The following is a 16,643-nucleotide window of genomic DNA, read 5'->3' on the forward strand; positions in this document are numbered from 1 at the left end:
TTACCATTTCTCAGTTTACTTGCCTGCTAAATACCCCGAAGAATTGAACTAAAGCAGCTTAATGATGAAGAAAATCATGTTCCTGATTTTGTTGGCCCCGGTGCTTTGCCGGGCACAGCATGTTTCTCAAACAGACTGGAAGAATTTTTGGACGATGCGCGATAGCGTATCAGCCAGCTCTGATACAGCCCGGCAACTTGCCGCGGTTAACCACCTGTATATAGGCAACGCCAGTGAAGGTCTGAAAGCGTTCATGCGTAATAAAGACGGCCTGGACCGTAAATGGCTGGCGTTGCTTAAGAGCAATCCCGGCTTTTGGGATACCCTGCAAAGAAAGCAATTCATGGTCAATGCTGCCGTACGAAAACTGGAAAGACAGATCGCCCGCTTTCAAAAGCTATATCCCGGACTGAAGCCCGCACGGTCCTATTTTATTGTTGGTTTACAACGGCAGGGCGGCACGGTCCGCGGCAGTCTGTCGCTCATCGGGGTGGAAGTCGTGTTGAACGATCCTGAGATGACAGGCGATCAGTTGGTACGCATGGGGATCCACGAGTATACCCACACGCAGCAAAAGCGTCCGGATTTTCAGCATATCAATGTACTGACTTCGGCTATCCGGGAGGGGGCCTGCGATTTTGTGGCCAAACAAGTAACCGGCATCCCAATGAAAACACCTTATATGGCCTACGGTCCCCTGCACGAAAAGGAAGTGTGGCACTCTTTCCGACAGGAAATGTATACGCAAAACAATGATAACTGGGTGAGTACCGGCCAAAACCCGGCGTTGCCCGCGCCTGACCTGGGCTACTTTATCGGTTACCGGATATGCCAGGCCTATTATGACCAGGCAAAAGATAAAAAAGCGGCGCTAAAGGAAATCATCGAATTAGATTACGCAAACCCGGTAGCAGTGGACGATTTTTTCAAACGTTCGGGCTACCAGGGCGGCCGATCAGGTAACTGAACCACCATTTAAACCAGGCCATAACAACAGTGATAACCAAAATAGCTTGCTGCCAACAAACGGCCTAATTTCAGCGAGGATTGACTATAACCCCGGTTTTTAAGCACTGAGCTTAAAGTGGCCTTTCGGGATGGAGATTTGTTCAGAATCCCATAGGAAATCCGGGAAAAGAAGTAATCCAAATAGCTATCTGTTTTTATGTCATTAATCTTTACCATAAAACTGTATCGTTCAACGATTTTCCTGCGTAATATCTATTATACCCATAACCTGAATTACCATGAAAAAATTCCTGATCATCTCTACCCTGTTATTTATCGTAAGTGTCGGCTGTAAGAAAGAAAATATTGGTGGCGGCGGACTTTGTGCATGCTCCCCGGTACGTGGGCCGGAAGTTAATTTAGTTATAAAAAACGCTACCGGCGACGATCTTTTAAATGATAAGACAACAGGATCATATACAAAAGACAGGATCGCTGTATACAGGAAAGATGGAAATGGCAATGTCATCCCAATGGACTTTGCGATACGACCAGGGTTTTCTTATGGTAATGAGAAGTTTAATTTCAATACCTTATTCCTCGGTAATCTTACTTTTCTGCAAAAATCACCTGCCGATGTTATCTATCTGAAGCTGGGAGAAAAGGAAGTCCGAGAGTTACGTTTACAACTCAATCAGGAGAAATATGAGGTAGAAAAAGTGATGATCGGTAATGAGGAAGCCGTAAAGGATTCCGGTACCGTCTCCAGGTATGCTGCTGTTTTTTATCTGATACAATAGAACTGGCATCTTCGTTATCATTTCCGATAACTTTAAAATACGACCTTAAAAAAGACGATCTATTTGGAATCATAGCCTTGCAATAAACCTTAGTAAGCGTCTCGCTATCATCTGTTAATTTAATGAGTTTGTCCCTTATCCGGAATGTTTTTACACAACTATGTGATTTGAATTAACAGGCTTTAAGTAATCGATGCGGCAGTTCATCCGGCAGTTCGCTTCGTGCTATAGTCTCGACTGCTTTTTCGATATCGTAATCAAAGCGGATGAATTCAGCCTTTAAGCCGCCGTTCGCCGCCAGGAGAGCATGTCGCGAGGCCGGCATCGAGATCATTATATTAATAACGAACCATTAATTTACTGTAATGCCTATTACGTACTTGTATGCGCTCATTTTACTGTAATTCTGTATCTTGGGGCATGGAATTTCGTTTCGCTGAACCAAACGACTTAAAGGCGCTGGCTGCTATTCGCGGGACGGATGATAATTCTGAAAGCTATTGGTTTAACCGGATTTCCGGTTATTACCACGGTACACACAGCCCACAACAGGCGTTAACCCCGCGTGTTATTATCATTGCTACTGACGATTTCAGGGTTATTGGATTTGTAGCAGGACATTTAACCCGCCGTTATGATTTCGATGGAGAACTGCAATGGATTGACACTATACCTGACTACCGGGGGAAGGGGCATTGCCACAAGTTTATTTCAGCTTTTGAAAAACTGGTTTATAGAACAGGGTACAAAACGCATTTGTGTCAATTGCGCTTCTGACAACCTGGTCGCTTTAAATTTTTATAAGAAAAATGGTGCCGTTCCACTGAATGAATACTGGCTCGCCTGGGAAGATATTGGACGGGATTATAGATGATTCAACTCATTGTTACTTGCGGCAACAACGTCCGTCTATCGCAGAAAAGCATCTTTGGAAGATTGCAGATCTTTTTAGGCCTGCATAGACTGCTTCATTTGCCTTTCCGGACTGTATGTTGATTTAGCTTGATTAACCTTGTTATGGCAGGCTTATTATTCAGAATGTATTTCATAAGGAGCAAATGGTTATTTGTATGGAGAACCCTGTTGTCCATATAAAGTATTTTAGAAAACAGGTGGATCATATACGGGTTTTATTTAATAAATATGGCCACGTTTTTATAGATTTAAACATTTTTATGCTATTAAATAATTAAAGCGGAAATGGACAGTAAGTGCATTTCGTTGTTAGCCAAAAAATCATCGCTTTTCCCGGCCGGCCGGAAACTTACGCTCTTGCTATAGTTATGCATGTTCCTTTTCCCGGTGCCGAAGCTAATAAAAACTGAAACCCGATTTGCTCTGCCCGGTGCTGCATGTTTCCCAATCCATAGCCGGTAGGTTTGCTGCTGACCTGAAATCCTATACCGTCATCGGTTATAGCAAATGATAGCCTGTTATGATGGTCTGGTTTAATGACGACGCTGATATTACTGCATTTCGAATATTTAAAGCAGTTGTTGATCGCCTCTTTCGCGATCAATAAAAGGTTTCTCTTTTCGATCTTGGACAAATGCTGGTTTTTTATTCCCGGATCAACATATGTTTCAAATTTAATCCCGTTCGCATGAGCCAGGGGCAGCACGAAGTTTTTGATACGTTCCATCAGCACGTCGATATTGTCCCGTGAATCCTCGAGGACCCATAGCATGTCACGGAGGCCCGCTGTCATACCGGTTATAAGCGTTTCAATTTCGTTCAGGTAGGATTGGTTCTGTTTTTTTTCGATCGCGAGGTGTGTGAAAATCTTGATTGAGTTGAGGCTGCTGCCCAGGTCGTCATGCAGGTCATTGGCAATATCCCGCCTGATGCGGTGCTGAATTTTAACCTGTTCAATACGATAGCGGTAAATACTATACAAAACACTGCATAGGGAAAGGATCATCAATACTTCAAACCACAGGGTTTGGTACCATTTGGGGACAAAGATCATCGATAACCTGATCGGCGCGGTAGTCCATATACCATTTTCATTGGAAGATTCCACTGATAAATGATAGCGACCGGGATTGATACCAATAATGTTGATGAAATTTCTTGTTCCTAAGTCGATCCAGTCATCGTTAAGTTCCTCAATTTTGTACCGGTACTGAACTCTTTTGGAATTATTGTAATGTAAGCCGGTAAAAGAGATCGTGGTTTGTAAGGCGTCATCGGGAACCAATAATTCTGAAATGTTTAAATTTCTCGATACCGTGCTGGCTAATTTGGAGTCTATCCTGATATCGGTGAAGTACAATTTTGGCGGATGGCGATCAATGATCAGCATTTTAGGGTCAATAATCGTGAACCCGTTCAAACCGCCTGCATATATTTTCCCTCCAGATTCGATACCACAATTTTCATCAAAGGCGCTGGAATGCAGGCCATCCTCCTCGTAGTAATTGGTAAAGGATGAGGTAGACAGATTATACACCGATAAGCCATTGTTTGATGTTACCATCAGGTTATCGCGATCAACACGGAATATTTTATAAACACCGTCATTGCATAAGCCGTTAGCACTGTTGAGTACTTGAAATACTTTGCCGGCGGCGTCGATTTCCACTATTCCGAGGCTGTAATTGGCCAGCCAAAACCGGCCATTGACCTCACATATATCAAAATACAGTCTTAATGGATTACCGGAAACCGGGTTTTTTATATTCAGATAACTCACTTTTGAGAAATCTTTTTCGATGACATCGATCCCGAAATCGGATAATACCCATAACCGACCGGAACTGTCCTGAAAGATTTTTTTTACGATATTGCTTCGCAACCTTATAGGTGAGCTGTTATTATTGACCATCCGGAGTGTCCGCCGTTTGAAATTCCAGCAAAAAAAACCTCTGTCATTATCTGAACCTATTACCTCGAGAGAATCACCTATCCTTATTGCGCTGTTGATATAGTTGCCTGACACCGGTTTTAATTCCGGGTAATAAGCGTTAACGGGGATTAATTTTCCCGCGGTAAACACATATAGTCCGTCGTCACCTGAAACAATTACGCGCTTGTTGAAGTCCGTGAAGGCAAAATTGAAAGATCTTTTTTGGTCGATCTTAGAGAATCTGTCGGTCGTGCTATCATACAGCAAAAGACTTTTTTCCTGGCCAACCAATATCTTACCGAAAGGTAAGGGATACAGATTATAGGTATGCGTAAGTCCGGCGTGTGCATACCCCGTATTATTAAAACCCCGGAACGCGGATGAGGTAGTGGACAGATAGGCAAGTCCCCGTTTACAACCGATCCACAGGTTGCCATCACTGTCCGTACACAGGTGGTTGATTTCGTTTAACCAGGATTCTTCGCCATTGCTGTTGGACTCCTTGATCTTGATGCAGGTTGACAGTCCTTCGTCGGTCTTATACAAGCCGCTGTTTCCGGCGAGATAAATATGACCGGCGGCCTTTGTCATCGCTGTGGTCTGCTCGCGGGCCAGGGTCATCAGGGGGCCGGCAAACCGATGGCGGATGACAAGTTTCAGACTGTTGTTATAACTTAGGGCGATCAAACCGGATGATGTGCCAAGCAGAAGTTCTCCTGGTTTAAGTTCTATAACGGTCTTAAAGATCAGCGGGCCTGTTTCTCCGGTCAGTTGTGCATTGGTGATGACCTTAATGATGTTTTTGGTCTTTCCGTCAATAACGGCAATCCCGTAGTGGTTTAAAGAAAGCCCAGATACGGCCTGAGCGGTCAGTGAAGATTGTCCTGACAGCGTACAGATCGTCGTCTCCGTTTTTTTTAAACGGGGAGGAAGGGCCGTTGATCCAGGCTTGTCTGACGATATCATATATTTTGATACCGTTGGTACAACCCAGCCAAAGCTGGTCCCGATAAAGGGTCATCGACACCGCCCAGTCGTCATTGTCTGCGCGAAGTCCCCTGATTGTTTTAACTACTTTCCCGGTTTCATAGTCAACCGCGTTTAATACGATCTCCGGATTTAAAACCCAGACCCAATGCCTGGAAGTATCGGTTATCAGCCAGCGTATATCCGTGCCGTAAAGCTTTCGGGTTTTTTCGGCGTTCTCCGTATACCTGGAAAAGGCCTTGCCATCGAACAGATTTAACCCGTCCTGGGTCGCTATCCACATAAAGCCTTTAGGGTCCTGCAGGGTATGGTGAATATTATAACTTGATAAGCCGTCGTTTTGGGTATATTTTAATAATAAATGGGTCTCCGTCTGTTGGGAAACGCTTTTAAATGAATATATTAGGAGTAAAAAACACGCAATATGGAAACTCATGCTGTTATCCGGAAATGGAATATTATTTTTCTAATATATGCAGAATTGGAGGATATTACAACTAATTTTAATGGCCAGGATGGCTATGAAGCGGATGTGAAAGCAGACCTTGATCAACTTCTGAAAATAATACTCGAAATTGATACGCATGACAGTTTCAACCTGCTCACAATAGAAAATAAAGTTCAGATAAAAGATGAAATTATTCAAAGCGACGCGACTTACATTAGCCGACTGATCTTCGATCCCTGTAAAGGAAATAACACCTTGTTGCAACTGCAGCAATTGGAGGACCGTGACTTTGCACAGAAAAGCGACAGCATAAAAAAGGTATTTCGTTATATAGACCGGTATTATCCGGCCGAAAAGAACATGCTGATCACCTGGGATCATGGATCGGCATTTGGTATTTTTAAAAAAAAGCTGAAAGATCCGCCTCGTCCTGAAGATGAAGAGGTTAGCCCGGCCAGAGGGGGGGCAGGCATGGCCGATGATTTGCCGATCCAGGCGAAGGAGGACCTTCTATACGTAAACACAAAGGTACCGGAATCTCCGTGTTATAAGGTCCTGGCACAAAAAAAGCTCGATGAGAACAATACAATCTTGGTAGTGAAAAATAGGCGCTTTTTACGACCGGATACTTTTTTTACTGAAAAAATGCGGTCAGGCACTTCTGAAGAAGCGCAAACAATAGATTTTGCATTGCTTTCCAATGATAAGCTGGCAGAAGCGATCAGCATGGGTTTTAAAGGAAAGCAGGTCGATGTATTGCTCATGTTCAACTGTTTTATGCAAAATGTGCATACCTGTTTTTCCCTTTGTAAAAATGTGAGTCACCTGGTAGCTCCGGAAGGAAGTATCTGCGCTCCCGGTTATGACTACAAAGCTATTGTCAGGTCAATCAAAGAGAGTCAGGGAAACATTGATGGTAAACAGCTTGCCAGGTTGGCGGTGAATACCTTCCGAAAGAATTATATATTCTGGAAACGCGCTGCGGCCCTAAAAGCTATTGGCGTATTTGCTTTTTCGCTGCAAGACTATGAACAGCAAATGATTGCTGCTTTAAAAGATTGGATCCAATCTATGGAAGAAATGATCCGGACCTTCACGGAACTGCCTGGTGAGATGCGGGCCGCCAGGGCTCATGATTACGAATTTGGGATCGTTCAGGACATGGACTATCAATTTATAGATTTGAACAATTATATGCTTGATCTCGTAGAGCGATCTGATAAACCGGCGCTGAAAAAGCCGTATTCGGCGGGGATCAGAGCTTTGAAAAAATCATTAAAAGTAGCGAGTACCACAATAAGAACAGCAAGTACCATTGGCAGGGGATTTTATGCAGATGGGCGGGGAACCTCACAAACGATAGACAAACAACGGCCGACCGGTATATCCATTTATTTCCCTCAGGAAGCGCAGCAGCCGCCCGGAGCAATCGAGCAGTTGTTTATAATTCCCGGTGCACCATTTGTCACGAGCTTAATTGAGGTTTTAAAATGGAGGGAGTTTATCGATGTGGTTTATCCCCCCTCCACTTAAGCTATTACACATGATCAGTTGCCATAATCCCTTTTGGGTTCGGCAAGCGCAAGCTGTAAATTCAAAAAGCCCTGCTGATCAGTAAAAGTTACTGACAGCGCGTTCCCGCCTTTGGGCTGGGCCGTTTCGGGTAAATACATTTTGTCCGTACTGGCAAAACCGACTTCATTTTTAGCCAGTTTATACTCACCCTGGCCGTCCGGCGGGACGACTCTGAATAATCTGGGATCAATAGGAATTGTAACGGTCAGAACCGCCGAATTGATCGTACCGGTAGTGTCCTTTCCTATTTTGATCTCAGCGTTTACACCGCTATCATTATTGCCAGGATTGGATAAGGTTTCACCAAATGGGAAAACCAGAAGGGGAGAAGCAGCCATAATGTAAAAATTTAAAGGTTAAAATAATTTATTCTTTTAAGATTACTTAGTTTTCAGTTCAACCAGACCTAATTTTATGCCTTCTAATGCCATTCCGGTCCGGCTCTTTACGTTTAATTTGCTGAACAGCGATTCCCGGTAACCATCGATGGTTTTCTCGGATAAAAACATTTTCGAGGCAATTTCCTTGTAGGTAAAGTCGCTGCAGGCCAAAGTCAAAAACTGTTTTTCCCGGTCTGTAAACCTCATTTCTTCCTGATTCCTTAACAGCCGGCGGTAATGCAGCCGAAATGTGTCGCCATTATAAAAACCTGTTTCACTTAATTGAAGCAACGCCGTTTCCAGTTCTTTGGGATGCACATCTTTCAACAAATAAGCGGAGCAACCAGCCCGCAACATGCTTAGTATCGAATGGTCATCCTCTTTCATTGACAACGCCGCCGTTTTTATTAAGGGAAAGCGTTCCGCGATCCGGGAGACTGTCGCAGGACCATCCATTACCGGCATCTGTACATCAATCAAAACAATATCGGGCAGCTTATCCAGCGTGGTTAACTGTCTTAGCAGCTCCGCACCATTTAAGGCTTCCACTACTACTACGCAATTATCGAATGAATTGATCAGACCGGATAATGACCGCAGAAATAATTGCTGGTCATCGGCTATACCTACTGTTATCTTCATGGGGAAATTTGTGATTCAGATCGATGTTAGGTTGTTATTGTGCTTAATATTGCATACCTGCATAAGCCGATCTAATTTGCACAAAAAAAATTATACCTCAAAGAGCTTAACCGCCTTTTTCTTACTGAAGCGAATACAATTATAAAACCTCCTGTCAAATTTTTGTACCGGAAAAATCCGGTTTTATATACCGGGTTTTTCCTCTTAATTATCTGTTTATAAGCGATTTAAATTTGTTCTGTACAAAACTTATTGCTCACGCTAAAAAACTTAAACAATGAACGGTATCAGAATAGCAGTCCTGAATCAATTTGCAGGCTTAACAGACGACGAGGTTGCCGCAGCAGTTACAGCCTTACAGATACAAGTACATGAACACTTTGAACCGGCATGGGGAATCGATGCTGAGGTCACTTTCTATCCTGACGGTCAGGCACCCGCCGGATGCTGGCAATTGGTTATTCTAAACAACTCGGACCAGGCCGGCGCTTTGGGCTATCATGATTTAACGAATGAAGGTTTGCCGCTCGGCAAAGTCTTTGCCGGTACGGATTTGGCATACGGCAACTCATGGACCGTTACCGCCAGTCATGAATTGCTGGAAATGCTTGGCGACCCGGATATCAATCTGACCGTTTTTATCGAAAACTCGGCCAACGGTGGGATCCTTTACGCTTACGAAAATTGTGATGCCTGTGAAGACGACCGCTACAGTTACGCGATTAACGGCGTTCAGGTATCCGATTTTGTTTTGCCATCCTGGTTTCAAAACTTTAACCTGCCTAACACGCAATATGATTATTGCAACCATATCACCCAAGCTTTTGAGTTATTGCCCGGCGGGTATATCGGATACTATAACGTTAACGCAGGCGGCGGCTGGCAGCAAAAATACGCAGCTGGCCAGTCGCTCAAGTACAGCATGCGTGCGTATATAGGCAGCAGGCGGGAAAGGAGAAGAACGCCAAAGGTCCAGTGGATTAAAAGCAATGTGAATAAAGTTTTAACATCTAAAAACAGATTTGCCCGGGAATTGACAGCTGAAATAGGGCTGAGACCTATCACCTTCACTGTAAAGTTTTACGATGGGAAAGGCGGTATATGCTTTTTTGACGTAAGCATGGGGAATGATGGTAAATGTATCAATTCTGATAATGGCGACACGCAGTCATTCACCGTTAACCAAGCGCCAGGTATTCAGATAATTGTGGTAACCGGAAGCGCGCCAAACGGTGGAAAAATCACAGTTGAGGTTACAGACGCCCGGGGGAACGTGTTAACAACTGCCGATGATAATTCCTTTTCCGGCAATATCATCAAAAGTTTTATTAAGCCATATACTTTAAACTGATATAGATCATGAAAAAACTTTCTCTCATGGCGCTGTTTGTGCTGGTTCTAACAGGAAAAGCCTTTGGTCGGGCAGATAGTCTGATGGCTGACACCGATAAGTTCAATCCTGAAGTGGAGCGTTTTTTTCAAAAAGGGCCATCTAAAGCGGGTATAAGCTATGAAGCGCTTTCAAAGTTCGTACAGGCCGGTGTGACGACTGAAAATAATGGCGGATTTACGTTTAAGTCTACGTTATTCGGAACAGCCAATTTTTTTAAACACGGGAAATTGGACTTGTCAGATTATTATAACAGTAAGTTAGGGAAATTTCAACGGAATTTTGAATATCAACTGGGGGTGAGTAAGGACAACTCCGGAAGCTACAATATATTTAATGGCGGATTCAAATATGCGATCGTAAACCGCCGGGACAGCAGTGATTTTAACTTTTTTAATATCCTCGTATCAGGCCTGGAAGCCATCGGGAATTTTCAGGAAAAGGCATTGAAGATCTATAAAGACAAAATAACGGGAGACCCTGCCCTTGTTCAGGAACTGGTTGCCGGTATTAATAAATACAGGGACTCCAATAATCTGATGGATCTTCCAAAAGGACTTTTGGCAGTGCGTGACAGTCTCTCCGCATTAATGTTGCACAGAGACGAAAGCGCCTTCTTGGATAGCCTGCAACAGGTTTATAATGCCAAGGTGAAAGCGCTCAACTCGAGAGGCCTGGCAACACTGGGTATCAATTCCCGGTACAGATCGAATACCGGTAAGATCGACAGCCTGAATATTTCTTTTGAATACCTCGTTGGTCTTGGTAAAAATCATAATAAAGCATGGAACGTTGACCTGCAGTTAAACAATATCTTTTTACAGGATTCAATTAGTAAGCGTGGCTTGTCCCGAAATATTTCGAGGGTTTCCCTGGGCATCAATAAAGTATTGATTAACGATAAGTCAGGCGGCGGGAGCCCTTTATTCGAATTTGAACTGGCCTGTGAGGATATCTGGCTGGATCATGGCCAAACTTATGCTAATGAGGCGAGGAACACGGTAAACGCAAACGCCATTTTTCGGGTTCATTTTTCCAAATCAATGTCTTTACCCGTTACCCTGAAATATGACGTTAAACATCCCAAGCTGTTTGGGTTTCTGTCGATTCAATGGAATCTTGACGATAACAGTACAACGAATAAATAACCCCATATCATATGCCAAATATCAAATGTATTACCCCGGGATGTCCTCATTGGATCTCGGATCCCTGTATAAAAACAAATGCGTTGTTTCAGATCCGGACTGATCTGATGGAGCGCCTGGAAAACACCCCGGGCGACAAAGAAGCTATGACAGGTATTAATCACCTGGATGCGATAATGGAAAGCGAATTGGGTTTTCAGGATGTACAGGCGCGTTACCAGATACATAAAAAAGCTGCAGAAGGGGCATCGGAAGTTCACCTCTTTACCCTGATCTGTGTATTAGGTCACAAGAATCAATATCAACTTAAATGTTCTTAATGTTATGCCCATTAACGATCAAAACCAGAGCTCAGACATATTCTGGCTGAATATAGGAGCGGAAGAAATATACAATTCTACACAAATCAGAAAAGATGCCGTGCAAAAACTTCAGGCTACCATCGCTTGGGTATTCAGTGTCTACACGGCTACGACCATTGGTTCGACCGTTTTTGGTAAGAGCGACTGGAATGTATGGGCTTTGTTGGTACTTGGGTTAGGTTTTATGGGATTGACGCTGGCCTATTGGCTGGCAACGGTCGCCGGATTCCCGGTTCCGCAATCCTTTTATGCCAATGAAGTTGCCTCGATACAAACTGCTTTCAATGATGCTATAAAGCGGAGTAATTCCCGGTTTAAGTCTGCGGTTATTTTAACTTCAATAGGCGTCTTTCTTTACAGCATAGGTTTACTCATCCAATTTGGGTCACCCGCGTTCAACCCCGTCGTAAGGCAAACGACACCTTGCGTATCCCTGAATGCAGTTTCAACTGTGTCCGCGAGAGACCAGGTCATCGTACTGAAGATCAGCTCCCGGAAGAACTCCTGGAATAAAATTACGCTGTTATCAGACACCGTTATAAATAAAAAGGTGGTTACTGACACGATCACCGATGATTGTTGCCTGAACTTGAAAACGACATTCATCTACGCAGATTCAACGGCAACCGGTACAATTAAGTTCAGAAAACCTTCCAAACGACATTTATATGTAATGATCAGCCGGGAAGATACCCTGTCCAGAGGAACACTGGTACAAACTTTTAAACTAAAATATCCCATTTATTAGATATTTTAGAACAGGATCAAAGATCATTTATAGCGATAAGCCAGCGCGATCCGGATCGGGTTTTCCAGTATCCGGCTCATGAGTCCGGTCAAACGATGAGGCTGATAATCGACAGGTACTCATCCCTGATGAGTGCGTCAGTCTTAGCGGAAGCAGCAGCCCGTCAATAGGTCTTAATTTTTCTGATCAGTTCCTCAAGCGTGCCGATAGCTATCGCTTTATCCCGCTCTTCTATTTTCAAGGTGCTGCTACGCGCGCTTTTCCAGGAAAAATTGGGCATTCTTTCCGTTGAAAGGAAAGGCGTAATGCTGCGGAGAACAAGGCTGAACGAACGGGCGCTCAGCAGCCGGGTTTCGTCGGCGGCCTTTAAAAGGATAGCGACCTGGTCGACGCTCAGCCGGCAGGTAATTTTAAAAAGAGGTTGGTGATCCCCCGCTGCCGGTCTGCTGCCGGCTGATTTATGAGTATCCGTCTCGCCGTTAAAATAATGTCGGTAGCGGCGCCGGAATTGCTGGTCCAGCTGTTCGAGTTCCGCGAGGACCTGATTAAAGAAGCTGTTCAGGGGATTGTCTTCGGGATAGGCGGCCATGTTGACTATGGCCTGCCATTTAAGTTCGTCCAGGCTTTCCTGGTATTGCCGGAGCATAGCGGCGATCTTTTTATGGCTTAAGAGCAGGAAGGTTTGAGCGCTCAGGTTTTTCCAGATCTTTCCGATTTCGGAACGGATTTGCTGTTGCAGGCCGGGCAGATCTTTTAGACTGATCTGTTTCGAGGTGCTGCTTCCGGGAACGAGCGCTGTGCCGATGATTTCATCGAGCCGTTCAAAGGGGTAGCGTAGCCGATCGTTTGTTGCCATAGGTTTGCATAAATATGTGAAGATGAATGTTTTCCCGCCTCAATAATGAAGAGCATTGGGCTTCCGGGTAATTCCGGCAGGTGCCTTCAAAGTTAAAGTCATTCATACCGTTGTGGCTTGATCCTGATCAAAATTTGGTTGACGTATTGAAACGGAGGCCTGGCCATGATCAGTTCGTCAATCCGCGGTAATTTACGGTGGCATATGTGTGTATTTACACTGCTGGCGGTCCGGGGCGTGACGACAAAATTTTTATGAAGGATGCCGGAATAGGGTGTAACATATCTCCGAAACGCCCAATCTACAAGCTACGTTAAAGGGAATAGTCGAAAAAATTGGTGACCGTCAAAAAGAGTTGACGGATATTGAAACTAAAATTGAAAGGTTGGAGGAAAAGATGATGAATGATGAGATCGAACCTAGTACTTACAAAAATGGTTTAATAGATACGCTGGGGAAAAATGGTATGTGTCGAACACCTACAATAAATCCGGCGTTCGCTCATAACTTGCTGAATATTAAAGCAAAAAGGCTGCTCGATATCGAACAGCCTTTGCCGGATTTGTCCATAAATCCCATGTGTACCGAAACTGGGAAATTAATTGAACACATTTATAGCTTCCTGATGATCGTAGAGCGGATTTTGGAGAAATATGAGGAGCAAAAGTTACGTGAGAAACACGAATAATTGAGCCATTTTTCTTTGTAAAAGGTGTTCAATAAATTCAACATGGTGGATTTATTGAACACCGAATTATTTTAATTCAAAAACTGACCAAATTTATTGGGGCAATACTAAACGCTAAGCTTGCATTTAGTCGAACTATTTTATTAGTCCCGATATACGCTGTCTTATTTGTTTACTTATTTACGGTCCGCAGTTCATGCGAGACTGAACAGCGGAAAAGTAAGGAGCAATTACCAGGTGGATAAACCATAACATAATGCCCCTGCCGCCAATTTGAATTTGCCCGCTTTTTATTATTATAATCAAGTAGTTAGGAATGCAGACGGAATTGGCGAAGAGGGGACAACCAAAATGGTTTTTCCATAAAGGGATCATTGCTGGGCAAATCCCCGCCAAACATCGGCGGTGAGTGAAAAATACACCATAGGCTCATCAATGTATTGCTCATCTCGGCTGAACCTACTCATGCGGTTATCACCCCTTTCGGTACGGATACCAATCCTGCCAAACGGCAGCTTATCACCGTCGAGCCAGCTTCCAGGTATGCGGTAGGCATTCCATCTTTTAAAAACATCAAAATAGTTTTTGAGCATGTGCCAGTTGTCTCAGAAACCGTCTACAGTGCATAACATATTGGCATGTTGCTGCACATCGGCGACGCTTTCTATAAGGGGGCGCCGGGCGAGGTACACAATCCATTGCTCTAATGAGAATGGTCAGGTATGCAGGAATATCGATATCCGGCAGATGGCAGTTATCAAAAGGTATTATTTCCGCTGTTTTTTTCAGCCCGTCGCGAAATTTCTGCTTCGGGAGGCATCCGTCTGATGAAATGGCTTTTGAACTCATTTATTCCGATGAGCTTTTCGCTTATAAACGTATTTGTTAAAGTATAAAAATCGTTTTCATATCCAATTTCAGATGATTCTACCATTTGTAAAATATCTGAGATTAGTGAGAGTTTGAGTATATCAAATTTATAAGACAAGGTGGTGTTCATGAATTGCGTGAAAGCATCTTTGTATTTTTCATAATTGCCCTTGTAAAAATTTCTTTTGATATATATCCAAAACTTCATAATCTCGCGATCATTGGTATCTTCTTTCATGCTGATCTTATCGAAAAACAGTTTAAAAACAAAAAAATCATCGTAAAAGTCTTTCCGATGATCTAATGGCCATGCCGCCATTTTTCTGAAAAGCTGGTAAAGGCAGCCTTCTCTGATGTATATGTGCGAATGATATAATGGATTGTCTTTAAACATTCTGCTGACCAGCATTTTGCTTGATTTGCCATTTGATAAATACTGCAAGAGGTGGTTTTTTAGCCTCAAACCCTCCTTTATTCGACCTTCCTGAATATATATAGCCGACAGGTTCATATTTTGTTCAAATATTCTGAATATGGCAGTTTTTAATCCTTTGCCGATCAAAAATTCATTTAAGGCAATGCATTCAATAAGCTTAGACTTTGCTTTCCCAAAATTTTCGTTTTTGTAATAATATAATCCCCAGACAGATAATCCCCATTGTTTTAAGTACAAATAGCTATCACCATCAAAATCGCTTTCTACCCTTCGATCAAGCTTTATAAGTTTCCTGAGAACAGTGTTATCTTCTTTTAGGTTCAACGGCACTACAAGTTTTTCGTATTCTTCTTTCAGGATCCTGATTTTATCGATTTCCTTCGGCTTCTGTTTGCTGTTTATCAGTTGCTTTAACTCTTTATTTTCTGAAACTATCAAGACTTTTTTAAAATCATAAGTCATGTTTTGCTCCTCTTTTGATCTCGCAAAATCTGACCATTTGAGTTTGAATATGCTTACGAGAAGGTCTTCCGGTATTGTTTTACTCATTTGCCTTATAATAATTTGTCTGCGGATATAGATTAATTAATTTCCCAGATCAAATGGAACATGGTAGGTACTATTTCCTTTCTTTACTCTATCCTCACGATTTAACGTTGCAATGATTTGAGAAAACTGTTGGTCGTCGAGGTTTTCGATACATTTAACCAGATCGTTTTTGATCTGTGTTTTGAGTCTGGTTAAAGCTTCCTGGTCGCGGGGCATTGGCATATAATAAAGCTCATTTTTTAATAATTCGGGATGGATATAGCATTCCAGGATACAGGCAATCAGATCCAATATATTATTATTCCGAACAGCTATGGACATACTTAAGGAATTGTTTGTCTCGGGGCTAGCTTTATGCCATACCCCGCTTGGAATATATAATATATCTCCTTTTTCCAGTACGTATTCTATAGCCGGTAGCGAATTTTCTTTGTCCGGGGAGTTATACCCCTCTCCGAAAATCTCCCATTTTTTTTGCCCTTCAAGCTGAACGGTAAATACCGCTACGGGATCGCAGTGGGTATCAAAGGAGGGTTGATTGATCGTATTGTAAAACAGGGTAATGTTAATGTCGCTGGTAAGTTCTTCTGATAGCTGATGCGCAAAGCTTTGTATATTCAGGTTATATTCGTGAATACCACTGATAATCAGAGAGGCATTTTTATTGATCAGGTCGCTGACTTTTCGTGGATCTATTTTTGTTTTTTCAAATGAATCATTTGAATAGACTGGTATAGTTTCCTGGTAAAGTCCCGGATCCAGTATTTTCCCATCCAGAGATAGACGTATTTCTGGAAACTGAATGCTGTTTGCATGGGTGTTCAAAAAAAAATTAAGGTCATCAAAAGAAAAGAAATCTTTAAATTTCTCTTGTTCCCCTTTGATAAAAAGAACTTTAGTATCCTGGTAGTTGTCAAGAAAAATCTCTTTTTTAAGCGGATATAGGATTTTTTCAAGTATAGTCATTT

Annotated in this window: 18 protein-coding genes; 10 read left to right on the forward strand and 8 right to left on the reverse strand. The window is 42.9% G+C overall.

The features are described 5' to 3' along the window. Positions 1-61: 61 nt before the first annotated feature. The 4 genes from ABID99_RS05075 to ABID99_RS05090 all read left to right on the forward strand — a co-directional run bounded on the left by ABID99_RS05075 (position 62) and on the right by ABID99_RS05090 (position 2,622). Positions 62-967 (forward strand): DUF2268 domain-containing putative Zn-dependent protease, encoded by a 906-nt coding sequence (locus ABID99_RS05075; protein WP_373613069.1) that lies wholly within the window; start codon positions 62-64, stop codon positions 965-967. Positions 968-1,247: 280 nt separating this feature from the next. Further along, positions 1,248-1,748 carry a hypothetical protein gene (locus ABID99_RS05080; protein ID WP_373613070.1) on the forward strand — a complete coding sequence of 167 codons (501 nt, stop codon included), beginning with the start codon at positions 1,248-1,250 and terminating at the stop codon, positions 1,746-1,748. Positions 1,749-2,168: 420 nt separating this feature from the next. After that, positions 2,169-2,525 (forward strand): GNAT family N-acetyltransferase, encoded by a 357-nt coding sequence (locus tag ABID99_RS05085; protein WP_373613071.1) that lies wholly within the window; start codon positions 2,169-2,171, stop codon positions 2,523-2,525. Beyond that, positions 2,467-2,622, forward strand: coding sequence for a hypothetical protein (locus tag ABID99_RS05090; RefSeq protein ID WP_373613072.1), 156 nt, complete (start codon positions 2,467-2,469; stop codon positions 2,620-2,622). Before ABID99_RS05085 ends, ABID99_RS05090 begins: the two co-directional genes overlap by 59 nt. A 390-nt stretch (positions 2,623-3,012) precedes the next feature. Here the strand turns inward: ABID99_RS05090 and ABID99_RS05095 are convergent, their stop codons facing one another. Together ABID99_RS05095 and ABID99_RS05100 are read right to left on the reverse strand one after the other, a co-directional pair. Next, entirely contained in the window at positions 3,013-5,217 is a 2,205-nt protein-coding gene (locus tag ABID99_RS05095) for a triple tyrosine motif-containing protein (protein ID WP_373615893.1), read from the reverse strand. Positions 5,218-5,410: 193 nt separating this feature from the next. Continuing rightward, positions 5,411-6,019, reverse strand: coding sequence for a two-component regulator propeller domain-containing protein (locus ABID99_RS05100; RefSeq protein ID WP_373613073.1), 609 nt, complete (start codon positions 6,017-6,019; stop codon positions 5,411-5,413). Between ABID99_RS05100 and ABID99_RS05105 the strand changes: the two genes are divergently transcribed. After that, the gene (locus ABID99_RS05105) at positions 6,008-7,564 is read left to right on the forward strand and encodes a clostripain-related cysteine peptidase (RefSeq protein WP_373613074.1); all 1,557 of its coding nucleotides are present in this window, start codon (positions 6,008-6,010) and stop codon (positions 7,562-7,564) included. The genes ABID99_RS05100 and ABID99_RS05105 overlap by 12 nt on opposite strands. Before the next feature lie 14 nt (positions 7,565-7,578). Here ABID99_RS05105 and ABID99_RS05110 read toward each other — a convergent pair whose 3' ends face one another. Then, entirely contained in the window at positions 7,579-7,944 is a 366-nt protein-coding gene (locus ABID99_RS05110; RefSeq protein WP_090533138.1) for a hypothetical protein, read from the reverse strand. Between the two features lie 42 nt (positions 7,945-7,986). After that, the gene (locus tag ABID99_RS05115; protein WP_354486419.1) at positions 7,987-8,628 is read right to left on the reverse strand and encodes a response regulator transcription factor; all 642 of its coding nucleotides are present in this window, start codon (positions 8,626-8,628) and stop codon (positions 7,987-7,989) included. Positions 8,629-8,905: 277 nt separating this feature from the next. Here ABID99_RS05115 and ABID99_RS05120 point away from each other — a divergent pair, with 277 nt between their 5' ends. From ABID99_RS05120 to ABID99_RS05135, 4 genes are read left to right on the forward strand one after another with little or no spacing between them, the layout of a single operon-like run. After that, positions 8,906-9,979 (forward strand): hypothetical protein, encoded by a 1,074-nt coding sequence (locus tag ABID99_RS05120; RefSeq protein WP_373613075.1) that lies wholly within the window; start codon positions 8,906-8,908, stop codon positions 9,977-9,979. Positions 9,980-9,987: 8 nt separating this feature from the next. After that, positions 9,988-11,166 (forward strand): hypothetical protein, encoded by a 1,179-nt coding sequence (locus ABID99_RS05125; RefSeq protein ID WP_354486420.1) that lies wholly within the window; start codon positions 9,988-9,990, stop codon positions 11,164-11,166. A gap of 11 nt (positions 11,167-11,177) precedes the next feature. Continuing rightward, a complete protein-coding gene (locus tag ABID99_RS05130) occupies positions 11,178-11,486 on the forward strand; it encodes a hypothetical protein (protein ID WP_139160042.1) in 309 nt (102 codons plus the stop codon). 4 nt (positions 11,487-11,490) lie between these two features. After that, positions 11,491-12,276, forward strand: coding sequence for a hypothetical protein (locus ABID99_RS05135; protein WP_176628681.1), 786 nt, complete (start codon positions 11,491-11,493; stop codon positions 12,274-12,276). 163 nt (positions 12,277-12,439) lie between these two features. Here the strand turns inward: ABID99_RS05135 and ABID99_RS05140 are convergent, their stop codons facing one another. Further along, on the reverse strand, positions 12,440-13,132 hold the full coding sequence (locus ABID99_RS05140; protein ID WP_373613076.1) for a hypothetical protein: 693 nt from the start codon (positions 13,130-13,132) through the stop codon (positions 12,440-12,442). Positions 13,133-13,487: 355 nt separating this feature from the next. On the opposite strand from ABID99_RS05140, the gene ABID99_RS05145 reads away from it, so the two are divergent. After that, complete coding sequence (locus tag ABID99_RS05145; protein WP_373613077.1) at positions 13,488-13,820, forward strand: hypothetical protein; 333 nt, start codon at positions 13,488-13,490, stop codon at positions 13,818-13,820. Positions 13,821-14,191: 371 nt separating this feature from the next. Here the strand turns inward: ABID99_RS05145 and ABID99_RS05150 are convergent, their stop codons facing one another. The 3 genes from ABID99_RS05150 to ABID99_RS05160 form a co-directional block, all read right to left on the reverse strand. Beyond that, a complete protein-coding gene (locus ABID99_RS05150; protein WP_373613079.1) occupies positions 14,192-14,413 on the reverse strand; it encodes a hypothetical protein in 222 nt (73 codons plus the stop codon). A gap of 164 nt (positions 14,414-14,577) precedes the next feature. Beyond that, a complete protein-coding gene (locus tag ABID99_RS05155) occupies positions 14,578-15,675 on the reverse strand; it encodes a hypothetical protein (RefSeq protein ID WP_188833799.1) in 1,098 nt (365 codons plus the stop codon). Between the two features lie 36 nt (positions 15,676-15,711). Then, on the reverse strand, positions 15,712-16,641 hold the full coding sequence (locus ABID99_RS05160; protein WP_373613080.1) for a JmjC domain-containing protein: 930 nt from the start codon (positions 16,639-16,641) through the stop codon (positions 15,712-15,714). Positions 16,642-16,643 lie beyond the last annotated feature (2 nt).

It is taken from the genome of Mucilaginibacter sp. OAE612 (assembly GCF_041806395.1).
Taxonomy (GTDB): Bacteria; Bacteroidota; Bacteroidia; order Sphingobacteriales; family Sphingobacteriaceae; genus Mucilaginibacter; species Mucilaginibacter rubeus.

Bases quoted from the DNA above. Each gene is read 5' to 3' on its own strand.
- ABID99_RS05075 (WP_373613069.1), top strand. From the start codon at position 62: ATGATGAAGAAAATCATGTTCCTGATTTTGTTGGCCCCGGTGCTTTGC.
- ABID99_RS05080 (WP_373613070.1), top strand. From the start codon at position 1,248: ATGAAAAAATTCCTGATCATCTCTACCCTGTTATTTATCGTAAGTGTC.
- ABID99_RS05085 (WP_373613071.1), top strand. From the start codon at position 2,169: ATGGAATTTCGTTTCGCTGAACCAAACGACTTAAAGGCGCTGGCTGCT.
- ABID99_RS05095 (WP_373615893.1), bottom strand. From the start codon at position 5,217: ATGACCCTGGCCCGCGAGCAGACCACAGCGATGACAAAGGCCGCCGGT.
- ABID99_RS05105 (WP_373613074.1), top strand. From the start codon at position 6,008: ATGGAAACTCATGCTGTTATCCGGAAATGGAATATTATTTTTCTAATA.
- ABID99_RS05100 (WP_373613073.1), bottom strand. From the start codon at position 6,019: ATGAGTTTCCATATTGCGTGTTTTTTACTCCTAATATATTCATTTAAA.
- ABID99_RS05110 (WP_090533138.1), bottom strand. From the start codon at position 7,944: ATGGCTGCTTCTCCCCTTCTGGTTTTCCCATTTGGTGAAACCTTATCC.
- ABID99_RS05115 (WP_354486419.1), bottom strand. From the start codon at position 8,628: ATGAAGATAACAGTAGGTATAGCCGATGACCAGCAATTATTTCTGCGG.
- ABID99_RS05120 (WP_373613075.1), top strand. From the start codon at position 8,906: ATGAACGGTATCAGAATAGCAGTCCTGAATCAATTTGCAGGCTTAACA.
- ABID99_RS05125 (WP_354486420.1), top strand. From the start codon at position 9,988: ATGAAAAAACTTTCTCTCATGGCGCTGTTTGTGCTGGTTCTAACAGGA.
- ABID99_RS05130 (WP_139160042.1), top strand. From the start codon at position 11,178: ATGCCAAATATCAAATGTATTACCCCGGGATGTCCTCATTGGATCTCG.
- ABID99_RS05135 (WP_176628681.1), top strand. From the start codon at position 11,491: ATGCCCATTAACGATCAAAACCAGAGCTCAGACATATTCTGGCTGAAT.
- ABID99_RS05140 (WP_373613076.1), bottom strand. From the start codon at position 13,132: ATGGCAACAAACGATCGGCTACGCTACCCCTTTGAACGGCTCGATGAA.
- ABID99_RS05150 (WP_373613079.1), bottom strand. From the start codon at position 14,413: ATGCTCAAAAACTATTTTGATGTTTTTAAAAGATGGAATGCCTACCGC.
- ABID99_RS05155 (WP_188833799.1), bottom strand. From the start codon at position 15,675: ATGAGTAAAACAATACCGGAAGACCTTCTCGTAAGCATATTCAAACTC.
- ABID99_RS05160 (WP_373613080.1), bottom strand. From the start codon at position 16,641: ATGACTATACTTGAAAAAATCCTATATCCGCTTAAAAAAGAGATTTTT.